This window comes from Streptomyces sp. NPDC093064 (assembly GCF_044754605.1).
In the GTDB taxonomy this organism is placed as follows: Bacteria; Actinomycetota; Actinomycetes; order Streptomycetales; family Streptomycetaceae; genus Streptomyces.
On record NZ_JBIVPK010000004.1, the window covers coordinates 65,035 to 76,606 of the forward strand.

At 72.2% G+C, this 11,572-nt stretch carries 8 protein-coding genes; 1 reads left to right on the forward strand and 7 read right to left on the reverse strand.

The genetic code is table 11. From position 1 onward, the window contains the following. Positions 1-13: 13 nt before the first annotated feature. The 6 genes from ACIQFZ_RS06755 to ACIQFZ_RS06780 all read right to left on the reverse strand — a co-directional run bounded on the left by ACIQFZ_RS06755 (position 14) and on the right by ACIQFZ_RS06780 (position 8,589). The gene (locus tag ACIQFZ_RS06755; RefSeq protein ID WP_402690768.1) at positions 14-3,973 is read right to left on the reverse strand and encodes a lipopolysaccharide biosynthesis protein; all 3,960 of its coding nucleotides are present in this window, start codon (positions 3,971-3,973) and stop codon (positions 14-16) included. Continuing rightward, positions 3,966-4,781: a polysaccharide deacetylase family protein gene (locus tag ACIQFZ_RS06760; protein ID WP_365421016.1), complete on the reverse strand. Its 816-nt coding sequence runs from the start codon at positions 4,779-4,781 to the stop codon at positions 3,966-3,968. Before ACIQFZ_RS06760 ends, ACIQFZ_RS06755 begins: the two co-directional genes overlap by 8 nt. Then, positions 4,778-5,848, reverse strand: a complete 1,071-nt coding sequence (locus ACIQFZ_RS06765) for a glycosyltransferase family 2 protein (RefSeq protein ID WP_402690769.1) — start codon at positions 5,846-5,848, stop codon at positions 4,778-4,780. Before ACIQFZ_RS06765 ends, ACIQFZ_RS06760 begins: the two co-directional genes overlap by 4 nt. Next, the gene (locus tag ACIQFZ_RS06770; RefSeq protein WP_376651716.1) at positions 5,845-6,675 is read right to left on the reverse strand and encodes a glycosyltransferase family 2 protein; all 831 of its coding nucleotides are present in this window, start codon (positions 6,673-6,675) and stop codon (positions 5,845-5,847) included. Before ACIQFZ_RS06770 ends, ACIQFZ_RS06765 begins: the two co-directional genes overlap by 4 nt. A 392-nt stretch (positions 6,676-7,067) precedes the next feature. Further along, entirely contained in the window at positions 7,068-8,162 is a 1,095-nt protein-coding gene (locus ACIQFZ_RS06775; protein WP_383059436.1) for a GNAT family N-acetyltransferase, read from the reverse strand. 1 nt (position 8,163) lies between these two features. Beyond that, positions 8,164-8,589: a hypothetical protein gene (locus tag ACIQFZ_RS06780; protein ID WP_402690770.1), complete on the reverse strand. Its 426-nt coding sequence runs from the start codon at positions 8,587-8,589 to the stop codon at positions 8,164-8,166. A gap of 261 nt (positions 8,590-8,850) precedes the next feature. On the opposite strand from ACIQFZ_RS06780, the gene ACIQFZ_RS06785 reads away from it, so the two are divergent. Then, positions 8,851-9,660: an SGNH/GDSL hydrolase family protein gene (locus ACIQFZ_RS06785; RefSeq protein WP_383059433.1), complete on the forward strand. Its 810-nt coding sequence runs from the start codon at positions 8,851-8,853 to the stop codon at positions 9,658-9,660. 114 nt (positions 9,661-9,774) lie between these two features. On the opposite strand, the gene ACIQFZ_RS06790 is transcribed toward ACIQFZ_RS06785, so the two are convergent. Further along, positions 9,775-11,259 carry a nickel transporter gene (locus tag ACIQFZ_RS06790; protein WP_402690771.1) on the reverse strand — a complete coding sequence of 495 codons (1,485 nt, stop codon included), beginning with the start codon at positions 11,257-11,259 and terminating at the stop codon, positions 9,775-9,777. Positions 11,260-11,572: the final 313 nt, after the last annotated feature.

Sequence of the window (11,572 nt, forward strand, 5' to 3'; positions counted from 1 at the left end):
ACCCGCCGTCCGCTCAGCCGCCTCCCATGGTCAGGAACCGCTGCACCAGCGAGGCGAACAGCACCGCCAGCAGCGGCAGCGAGAACCAGAAGCTGCCCTGGAGCCACCGCAACCGGCGCACACTGGGCCGCATCGCGACCCTGACGACCTCCCGCGCCGTCAGCATCACGGTCAGCGCCAGCGCCGCGACTCCGCCTACCACCGACCACGGCGTCCACGTCACCCTCGGCCCGATCGGCCCCGGATCCGGCTCGGGCACGGGACCGGAGGGCTGGTCGCGCAGCTCGTACAGGGTCACGTCGTCGTTGCCGAGGACCTTCCTCAACTCCTGCCGGTCGTCGAGGTGGCGCACGAGCCGCGACTCCCAGGCGGCCGAGTAGCCCACGTCCATCCGCAGATACGTCACCTGACTGCGGTTGATCATCAGGTACGCGTTCGGACCCGCGTCCTTCAGCGACTTGACCAGGCCGGAGACCAGCACCGGGTCGGTCGGCGCCAGGGTGGGCACGTAGTCGACGCGCTCCATGTCCCGCGCGCCCCACGGCATGGCCGGAGTGACGTTGGTGGCCGGGTCGTTGCTCAGCCACAGCAGCCGTACCGTCGGTTTGTCGTGGGCGTACACATAGTCCATGGCCGCGACCTCGCCGGGCCGGATCCGCTCGAAGGTCTCGTTGCCCCACCGGGCGACCAGGAAGCCGCCCATGAGCAGCAGGCCCGCCATCAGCGCGGCCAGCGGCGCCAGGCTCACCCGGTCCTTGTCCCGTTCCTCCGCGGTGGCGCCGGTGCGCGGGAAGAGCGCGAGCGCGGCGAGCAGGGCGGCCCCGGGCAGGGCGAACATGAAGACCCGCAGGGCCATCTCGCCGCCGTAGGACTGCATGCCGAAGCCGAGGAACGGCACGAAGGTGAGCACCGGCAGCGACCGCTCGCGGTACTTGTGCTCGCGCCGCCGCCACCAGCCCCAGCAGGCGAGGGCCATCACGGAGCCGGCCAGCAGCACGCGCGTGTACAGCACCAGTTGGTGGGTCGAGTCGCCGCCCTGGATCCGGCCCGAGACGGACGTCGAGACGTTGCTGCCGACCCCGCCGATCCCGCCGAACAGCTCGTCGAAGTGCCCGGACCAGTACGGCTCGGCCATGAAGCCCAGCCAGAACGCCGCCAGCACCGCGAACAGCACAGGTAGGCCGCGCAGTTCGGATCTGCGGACCAGGACGAGTACGGCCAGCACGCCCAGCATCACGAACGGGGTGAGCTGGTGCGCCGGGACGCTGGCGGCGAACAGGCCGATCACCACCAGGAGCAGCACGGCCCGCTGCCGCCGGTCGGCCGGCTCCACCTCCGCCTCGCCCGGCCGGGCCTTGGTCCACAGCATCCGCGGCGACCGGAACCAGACGAGGAGGATCGCCACGAAGGCCAGGTACAGCAGATAGGTGAAGCCCTGCGGGGAGAAGTAGTCCTGGCCCACCCAGCCGCTGAGCACGAAGATCCACACGCCGGTCCACCTGGCCCGCCAGCTCGCCCGCAGCGAGCGGGTCAGCAGGAACATGGGGGGCAGGTACAGCAGTTGGACGGTCAGCGGCCACCAGCGGATGACCTCGGTGAAGTCGCTCAGACCGCACGCGCGGGCGACGAAGGCGGCCACCGCGAAGAACCCGGGCCAGCTCCACCGCGCGTCCAGGTCCGGCACGGCCGATCCGGTGCGGTCGATGAAGTCGATGAAGCCGAGGTGCTGCCAGGCGGTGGCGAAGCGCGGCTCGCTCTCGATCACCGCGGGCAGCGCGTGCAGGGATACGACCGTGGCGACCAGGGTGACCAGCAGCAGCGCCCGGTGTTCGCGGCGCAGCCACAGCAGCGCGGCGAACACCCCGATCAGCAGCGCGGCGCCGGCCAGGGTCGGCGGCGGCAGCACCGAGACGAGGCCGAGGCCGCCCATCCGGTCCAGGTCGGAGTCGTCCAGGCGCAGCGCGGGCACCCAGTACAGCAGCAGTGCCGTGGTCAGCAGACAACCGAGCAGGACGCCGGCCCGGGTGGGCGCGAGACGTTCCCGCCAGGACGGTTCGGTCCCGCTCCGGGCGAGAAGGTCCTCCTCCGCCGCGGCCTCCCGCGGCGAGGTCCCCACCTTCGGCACGACGTCCAGGCCCCCGGCCGCGAAGTGCGCCTCCGGCACGACGGCCTGCTCACCGGTGGAGTACGGGCTGTCAAGTACTGCGGCCCGCTCTCCGGTGGAGTTGGGACCATCCGGTACGACGGCTCGCTCTCCAGTGGAGTTGGGACCGTCCGGTACGACGGCTCGTTCCTCCGTCCCGAACGGGGCGTCCACCTCCCGCTCGGCCGGTCCCGGCGAGACCGGCTTCAGCTCCTCCACCGGGAGCCCCAGCGCCTCCGGTCCGTGCGGCCCGGCCGGCGGCCGGTCGGGGTCCACCGCGGCGGTGCCGGCGGGCGGGGTGCCCGGTCCGGGCCGTACGTCCGGCCGGCGTTCCACGTGGTCGAAGTCGACGTGGATGCCCAGAGCGAGGGTGTCGGACTCCACTGCCCAGGCGGGCCGCCGGTGCGGTGCGGTATCGGCGGGGACCTCGCGCGCCCCCAGGTCGGCGAGGTCCCCGTCGGGTGCCGCGTCGTCGGGGACGCCGGCGGCGGGCACGGCCCTGACGGTCCGGTACAGCCTCGGCGCGGCGATCGCGACGATCACGGCGAGGCTGGAGATCTCCGCGACGCCGGCGCCGGTCAGCCCCATCCGGGGGAGCAGCAGCAGCGTCAGACCCAGCACCAGCGCGCACAACAGGCCCTGGAGCCAGGCCAGTCCGGCGGTACGGCTCTGGGCGCGCAGCACCGCGAAGTACGTCTCCATCACGACCCGCAGCAGCGCGCCGACGGCGAACCAGCGCAGCAGCGGGGTGGCCGCTTGCGCGTAGCCCTCACCGAAGACGTGCAGGATGTACGGGGCCAGCAGGAACAGCAGCCCGCAGATGGGCAGCATGATGCGGGCCATCCGCCTCAGCGCCGCGCGGGTGTTGGCGGCCAGCCGGGCCGGGTCGTGCGACCCCTCGACGGTCAGCGAGGCACCCATGTTGATGGCGAGCAGGTTGACCGTGCCGCCGATGGTGGTCGTGATGTAGAAGTACGCGTTGTCCGCGGAGCTGACCTGCGCGGCGATGATCACCGGCACCAGGTAGACGACCGCGAGGGAGAACAGCGAGCCGGTGTAGTCGCCCGCCAGGAACCGTCCGAGTTCCTTCGCCGTCGGCGGCCTGGCGTGGTCCTCGGTCGCCCGTATGTGCCGGGGCACCAGGCGCCGGAACACCAGCCAGCCCAGCGGCACGATGGAGAAGGCGATCGCCGCGACCCAGGAGACGAAGACGCCGGTCGTCGGGATCGCGACGGCGAGTCCCACCAGCAGGGCCAGCTTCACCGCCGAGAACACGGTGTTGCCCACCGGGACCCAGGGCGCGCTGCGCAGCCCGGTCAGCACCCCGTCCTGGAGGGTGAGCAGGTTCCACGCCATGACGGCGACGACGAAGCCGAGGCCGTGGGCGAGCCCGTGCAGGAAGCGGTACGACGGCCCCCACATGTCGAGGGTGAGCAGGAACACCCCGGCCGCGCACGCCACGATCAGCGAACTGCCCACGTACGTACGGGCGATGAGACGCCCGGTGGCGCGGCCGGCGATCGGGATGAAGCGGGCCAGGGCCCCGGTGAGCGTGACCGCGGTCAGCCCGGCGAGGAGCTTCATGGCGGCGATGGCGGCCGAGCCCTGGCCGACCGCGTCGTCGGAGTAGTAGCGGGCCGCGACCAGCCAGTAGCCGAGGCCCAGCACCGCGGAGATCCCGGTGTTGAGCATCAGTGCGTAGGCGTTGCGGAACAGCGGGTTGCCGCCGGAGGACCGGCCCCGTCCGGGCAGCCGCAGACGGCGCCCCGGCTGCTCGGGTGCCTCGGGCCCGGTGGCCGATGCCTCGGTGGTGGTGGTCGTGTCAGACACGGGTGCGGATGGCCTTCCGGCGGACCTGTCGGGTTCTGCGGACCATGGCGTAGCCCTTGGTGAGGGCGCGGTCCCTGGCGAAGTTCCTGGTGATCGCGCGGCCCTGGACGATCCGCTCGAACTCCTCGGTGGTCGTGCTGCGGCGCACCGTGAGCCGGTGCAGCGCGTACGGGCCCTGCCGTCGGCGGGCCAGGGCGTTGCCGACGGCGAGGGCCTGGGTGAAGCCGGCCGCCCGCACCCGGGCCCGCACCCGGCGGCTGGAGTAGCCGTAGGGGTAGGCGAACGAGGCGGGCACGGTGCCCAGTTCACCGGCGACGATCTCCTTGCAGCGGATCAGCTCCGACCACAGGGTGTCGTCGTCGAGCTGGTCGAGCTGCGGGTGGGTGTGGCTGTGCCCGCCGATCTCGACCCCGCCGGCCGCGAGTTCGCGCACCTGGTCCCAGTCGAGCATGGTGTCCAGGCCCCCGCCGGTGTCGTGGGCGCCGCGGATCCAGCCCGTGGAGACGAACAGCGTGGCGGGGAAGCCGTAGTGGTCCAGCGTCGGCAGGGCGTAGCGGTGCACGCCCTCGTAGCCGTCGTCGAAGGTGATCAGGACGGGGTTCGCGGGCAGCGGCGGCAGGCCCGTGCCACGCCAGTGCTCGGCCAGCCGGGCCGTAGTGACCGGCTGGAAGCCCCGGTCCTTGAGCACGGCCATCTGCTCCGCGAACGCCTCGGGCGTCACGGACAGTTCGCGGGTGGCCTCGTTGGGCTCCGGCGCGACCGCGTGGTACATGAGCACCGGCACGGGTGCGCTGGTACGGCCGTTCATGCGGTGCGTCCCTCCTCGTCCTGCCCGGTTCCCCCGCTCCGCGGGGTCTGCCCGGTCCTCCCGTCCTGCGGGGCGTGCGCGATCCCGGTCACCGAGGTCACCGAGAACTCTGTGCCGCCCCGCCGGGCCCTGACACTGCCGACGGCGTAGCCGCCCGCGGCGGTGAGCACCCCGGCGACGATCGCGCCGGCCCGGCCCGCGCCGCCCGGCCGGGCCAGCAGCGCGTCCCGCAGCCCGCGGGCCACCCCGGCGGGCAGCACCCGGGTGGTGTACCGGCGCTCGGACTCGAGGCCCTTCTGCGCGCCGACACTCCGCGCGACCAGCGCCTTCGACAGGCCCTCCGCGTAGACGCGGGTGCGGAAGTAGCGGAAGTGCTCGCGCGCCTCGGGCACCCGGTGGTGGATGACCGCCCGGTCGTCGATCAGGAGGACCGCGTCCGGCCGGGACCGGGTGAGCCGGATGCACAGTTCCGTCTCCTCGCAGCCCAGCGGGCGCTTGTCGCCGTCGCGGCCGATACCGGTGGCGAAACCGCCCGCCGCGTCGAACGCCGTACGCCGGAAGGAGGCGTTGCCGCCGAGCACATTGCGCACCCGGACCCGGCCCGGCGGCAGGCCGCGGTAGGTGCAGCCCACCACCCAGTCGAACTCCTCCGGGAACCAGGCCGGGCGGCGGCCCGCCGCCCAGACCGGGACCGTCCGGCCGCCGACGGCCATGACCCGCGGGTCCGCGTACCCCTCGGCGAAGTGCCGCAGCCAGTCCCGCTCGGCCACGGCGTCGTCGTCGAGGAAGGCGACGATCTCGCCGCGGGAGGCGGCGATGCCCGTGTTGCGGCCGGCGGACAGGCCGCGCGGGCCCGCGTTGGCGAGCACCCGCACCTCGCCACCGTCCCGGTACTCCTTGTACTCCTCGGCCAGCCTCTCCAGCAGTGCCGGGTTGTGGTCCACCACCAGGAGGGTCTCCAGGGCCGGCCGGGACTGCGCCCGCACCGAGGAGACCGCCGCGAGGATGTCCTCCCAGCGGTCCTCGGTGTAGACGCAGATCACGACGGAGATGTCGAGACCGCTCAAGACGCCTCTCCCCGCACCGCGTCGAGCATCGGCGACCGGCGGGACTGGCGGCCCTGGCGGCGCAGCTCGCGCCGGTTGGAGCGCTCCTTGAGGATCACCTTCAGCACCCGCAGCCCGTCCCGCACGGCGCGCAGATTGCTGGCGCCGTGGATGCGCAGGTACTCGTGGCTGGGGATCTCCTGCACCTTCAGTCCGGCCTTGACCACTCTGATGTTCATGAGCGTCTCGACCTCGAAGCCGGTGCAGTCCAGCTCGATCTTGTCCAGGCAGTGTCGCCAGAACGCGTTGTACCCGTAGCACAGGTCGGTGTAGCGGGCGCCGAACTTGCGGTTGACCACGGCGCACAGGGCCCGGTTGCCGAGCTTGCGGATGAAGGTCATGTCGTCGGTGCCGCCGCCGTTGGCGAACCGGGAGCCCTTGGCGAAGTCCGCGCCCGAGACCAGGGCGGAGACGTAGGAGACGATCTCGCCGCCGTCGGCCGAGCCGTCCGCGTCGACCATCACGATGATGTCGCCGGTGCACTCCTCGAAACCGGTGATCAGGGCATCCCCCTTGCCCTTGCCGCGCTGGTCGACGACCTTCACCTTGGGCCACAGTTCCCGGGCCACTTCGACGGTGTCGTCGGTGGAATTGCCGTCCACGAGGACCACTTCGTGAATCCAGTCCGGAAGTGTCTTGAAGACGTAGGGCAGATTCTCGGCCTCGTTCATGGCGGGAATCACCACGCTCACCGGCGGTGTGATGGCCAGGTGCGAGGAAATGGGCCGGTATTCCGCGGCGAGCGTCGGATCCTGTTCCGACGAAGGCGAGCGCAGAACGGAGCTCATGAGTCGTGTTCCCTCTCGTCCGGCGGACCGCCCGCCCCTCGGGCGGCCCGGCTGTGTATCCGGTTCGAAAGGGGGGTTGATCACCCGGGGCGCGCCGGAACGGCTCTCCGAACACACCGGGTGAGCTGGCAAAGCTGCCCGGCCTGCCGGAAGAACGGCAGCCGGTCGCGCGGCACGGCTCGGTCACATCTGTGGTCACCGAGCACGGCACCCCCCTACCGCGCTCCCCGCCGGAACGTCCCGGCCCTGAGCCCTCCCCTAGAGCCGCTTGCCGACGGACCGATGCGGGTGAGATGTACGACGGTATTGATGATTGAACCAGTATGGCAAGACCTGGAACGAGGCCTCACGTTTTTGTTGGAATTGCTGTAACGCAACCCTGTACGTACTGTTCAGCGCCTGGAACGGATTTGTCCCATGCGTTTGAGGATCCTGTCCGCGGGCTCGAACAGTTCCGGCCGCGACAGCACCGCGTTGCGCAGCGCCCGGACCGGGGCGCGGCGCGCCCGATGCCCGGCCGCCACCGGGTGACGCCGTGTCACCCATCCTTCGGACACGTTGAGTTCACGCGTCTTCAGGGAGTCCTTGTACTCCTTCTGTCCCCGGCCGAGATCCAGGTACGCGATGCCGTCGGCGGCGGCCGCCTCGGCCATGCGCAGATGCAGGATCAGTCCCGGGGAGAACTTCGCGTACGCCGGGTCGTAGGCCGGGAACCAGCAGGCCAGCACCCGTTCGGAGCGCAGCCCGAAGTGGGCGGCGACCGGCCGGCCGTCCGCGTACAGCACCGACAGGATCCCCGCGAAGGGGTCGGAGCGGGTGTGGAACAGCTGTGTCACCAGGCGGGTGATCCACTCGTGCGCGAAGCGGTCGCTGCGCCCGGTCCGCCGGTACTGGGCGGACTTCCAGGCCATCAGTCTGCGCAGCGCGGCAGGGTCGCGCTCGTCGTGGACGTAGCGCACCGGGCCCGTGTCACGGCCCAGCCTGCGCTCCTTGGCGAGCGTGGTCCGGGTGAACTTCGGCGACCGGCCGCGCAGTTCGCGCACGTAGGTGTCGTAGCCCTGGTCGACGTCCATGACCGGGGACGGGAAGCTGCCGGAGGCTCCCGCCTCGAACGGCTCCTGGCCCGCCACCAGGTGGTCGAACTCCCAGACGGCCAGTGAGCAGGCCCGCAGCAGCTCACGGGCGTCCCAGGTGAAGCCGGGCCGGTGCACCAGGCCCTGGCAGTCGGAGACGCCGAGTCCGACGGCCCGGCCTACGCCGGTCGCCGATCTCTGGAACGGGAAGAACGCGGCGGGCTCGCCGTCCTCGCGGACCACCGCGATCCGCACGCCGCGTCTGCACCGGCCCACCGCGAGCGCGAACTCGGGGGACAGGAAGGGGTTTGCCAGTTCCTCCGCACCGTGCAGATGCGCCTTGGACTGCATCGCGGTCCACGCCGCCCGGTCGGCGGCGCTCAGCTCGCCGGGGCGGTACACGTTGATGTCCACGTCAGGAGCCCTGTCTTCTCGCTGTACGGCCGCGCTGCCGCCGCACCAGAACCAGCAGGAGAACGAGGGAGCTGAACGCGGTGACGGCCAGCAGTCCGCCCCTGACGGACCATCGGTGCACGGCCAGCATCCCCTGGGCCACCAGCATGTCGAGGACGACCGCGCCCGCCACCGAGGCGAGGACGCGGCCGAAAGGATCCAGCCCGCGCAGCGCGGCGGCGATGGCCGTGGCCGGTGCCGCGAGCAGGAAGAACAGCGTCAACGGGCCGCGCAGAGGGGAGTCGGAGCCGGTGAGCGCGAGCAGCGCACCGATCCCCCCGACTGCCGTCGCGGCGCCCGCGAGCAGCGGTGACAGGTCCCTCCCCGGCCCTGGCCGCGCCCGCTGACTGCCCGGTGTTGAAGCTGTCTTGATGCGTATGGTCTGCATTGGCGACTTTGCCCCCCGAAGCGCCGGATGCCGGGCTTCAATGTCGCGCAGCCCGCGGCGCCCGTCAAGATGCGGAGGCCGCCCGTACGGGTTCTCGCCTGCTTGCGAACTCCGTTCGAATGGCCGGTTCCCGACCTCCCAAGCCCCTTGTGCCACAGCGGATTTCGTTGATCGCTGAAAAGTTTTGGCATGGACACTTCCCTGTCAACACGCGTAGCTGCTACGACGGTTACGGCAGAGATCCTGCTAAAGGGAGGTTCCATGAGACGAAGTTCCCGAATTTCCGCCTATATCGGTTCCCTCCTCCTGACCATCGGCTTCGCCCTGACCGGGGCGACGATGGCGCAGGCGTCCCAACTGGCAGCGAACGGCCCGTATGTGGCCCTCGGCGACTCCTACTCCTCCGGGGTGGGCGCCGGCAGCTACATCAGCTCCAGCGGCAGCTGCAACCGCAGCACGAACGCGTACCCCTACCTGTGGAACGCGGCCCACTCCCCGTCGTCGTTCTCCTTCACCGCCTGTTCGGGTGCCAGGACCGACGACGTACTGGCCAACCAGCTCGGTCCGCTCAACTCCGCCACCACCCTCGTCTCGATCACGGTCGGCGGCAACGACGCCGGGTTCTCCGACGTCATGACGACCTGTGTGCTCCAGTCCGACAGCGACTGCCTCTCGCGCATCAACACCGCCAAGGCGTACGTCGACTCGACGCTGCCCGGCAAGCTGAACAACCTTTACTCGACGATCCGCTCCAAGGCTCCCAACGCGCGCGTGGTCGTCATCGGTTACCCCCGCTTCTACCTGCTCGGCCAGCTCTGCCTGGGCCTCAGCGAGGCCAAGCGCTCCGCCATCAACGGCGCCGCCGACTACATCGACGGCGCCACCGCCAAGATCGCCGCCAACCACGGCTTCGTCTTCGGCGACGTCCGCACCACCTTCACCGGCCATGAGATCTGCTCCGGCAGCTCCTGGCTGCACAGCGTCAACTGGCTCAGCATCGGCGAGTCCTACCACCCGACGGCGGCCGGCCACTCCGGCGGCTACCTCCCCGTGTTCACCAAGGCGGCCTGACCCACCGTCACCACCAGGCCCTCTTCGCGCCCGAAGCGGAGACTCCGCCCGCCGGGGTCTCCGCCGCGCCGGCCCGCCCCTCGGGCCGAGCCTGCGGGACCCCTCGGCCATCGCTCAGCCCAGTGCCGCTGCCGCCCCCTTGAGCATCAGCCCGGCCCCCAGGGCGACGACTACGCACGCCGACCCGAGCGGCGCGGTCCTGTGTACCAGGGCCGCCGCCGGGCCCGCGGTCCAGCCGGGGCGCCCGTCCAGCAGCCGGTTCACACCGCTGCCCAGTTTCACCACGGCGATCCCGGCCGCGGTGAGGGTCAGGGCGAGCCCGACGCCGTACGCCACCACGAGCAGCAGCCCGAACCAGGCCTGCCCCAGTGCCGCCGCGCCCACCAGGACCACTACGGCGGACGGACTGGGCACGAGCCCGCCGGCGAACCCGAGGAGCAGGGCGCCGCGGAGGGTGGGGACCGCGGGGTGGGTGTGGGTGTGGCCGCCGTGGGCGTGTTCCAGGCCGTGGGAGTGGTCGTGAGCGTGATCGTGGCTGTGCGAATGCCCGTGCCCGTGACCGTGGTCGCGGTTGCGCCAGGCGCGGCGAACGAGGCCGGCACCCGCCAGGGTGACCAGGACACCGCCGGCGACGCCCAGCCAGGCGATCACCGAGGGCGCGGCCGCGGAGCCGGCCGCGACCAGCAGCCCGAGGGCGACGACGCCGAGGGTGTGGGTGACGGTCACCGAGGCGGCCAGCGGCAGGACGTCCCTCGGGCGGGCCCGGCCGCCGCGCGCCGCCGCCATCGCCGCCATGACGGTCTTGCCGTGGCCCGGGGCCAGGGCGTGCAGGGCGCCGAGCCCGACCGCGACGACCAGGGCGAGGGCGGCGAAGCCGAGGGTGAGGTCGTGCCGGGCGACCAGGCGGTCCAGGGCCCGCGTCCAGCGGTCGGCGCCGCGGGGCAGCACGGAGGCGGCGGGCGCGTCGCGCCGGTCGTCGGCGAGCGCGGGGCCGCCAGGCCGCACCCGCAGGGACGCGGTGGAGGTGTCGGCCGGGGAGGACAGCAACCGCGCCGGATAGCGGGTCAGTTCGCCCGACACGGAGGTCCTCGGCACATCGGACGCGGTGAGCGTCATGCGGTCGCCGCGCGCCGTGATCTCCCGCCAGCCGGGCCCGGAGGACGCCTCCGCGCCGCGGAAGCCGACGGCGGCGGTGGCCCCCTCGGGCAGCGGTGTGCTCAGCCCGCACTCCACCCGGAGGGTGTCGAGGCCCGCCTGGCCGGGGCGCACGCGCGCGTGGCTGCCGTGCGCGGTGAGCGCGACCGTGCGTCCGTCGACCGTGACGGCGCTGTCCCGCGCGGCCCTCTCGCACCGCTGCCGGGCCCACGCGGCCAGGCCGATCCGCTCGATGTCCGGCTTGGCCTGGGTCGCCGGGATCTCGGCGAGGTCCTCGACGTGGTCCACGCGGAGCGCGCCGGGGGTGGCGACCAGTCCGTCGTAGCGGTTGACGGTGAAGTTTCCGAGCGGGTGCGCGCTCGCGGCGCCGGCCGGGACGAGGACGAGCGCGCAGGCCGCGGCGAGGGCGGCCGCGGCGGCGCGGAGTGGGCGGAGGTGCTTCACCGGGCTGTCTCCGTGGAGTTCAGGGCCGTGCGCGCCGTGTGGGCGCCGAGGGGGGAGAGGGCGGGGTTCAGGTTCAGGGCGGCGTTGCGAGGGGTGGGCCTTCTGGGCGTGGCCGTTCCTGTGCAGCGTCCTGGCGAGGGCGGCCGTGGTGGCGGGGAGTGGATGGAGGTGCTTCACCGGGCTGTCTCCAGGCACTTCAGGGTCGTGCGTGCCGTGCGGGCGCCGAGGGGGGAGAGGGCGGGGTTCAGGTTCAGGGCGGCGTTGCGAGGGGTGGGCCTTCTGGGCGTGGCCGTTCCTGTGCAGCGTCCTGGCG

Excerpts from the sequence above, each read along its gene's own strand:
- ACIQFZ_RS06760 (WP_365421016.1), bottom strand. The coding sequence starts at position 4,781 with ATGAACGGCCGTACCAGCGCACCCGTGCCGGTGCTCATGTACCACGCG.
- ACIQFZ_RS06770 (WP_376651716.1), bottom strand. The coding sequence starts at position 6,675 with ATGAGCTCCGTTCTGCGCTCGCCTTCGTCGGAACAGGATCCGACGCTC.
- ACIQFZ_RS06780 (WP_402690770.1), bottom strand. The coding sequence starts at position 8,589 with ATGCAGACCATACGCATCAAGACAGCTTCAACACCGGGCAGTCAGCGG.
- ACIQFZ_RS06785 (WP_383059433.1), top strand. The coding sequence starts at position 8,851 with ATGAGACGAAGTTCCCGAATTTCCGCCTATATCGGTTCCCTCCTCCTG.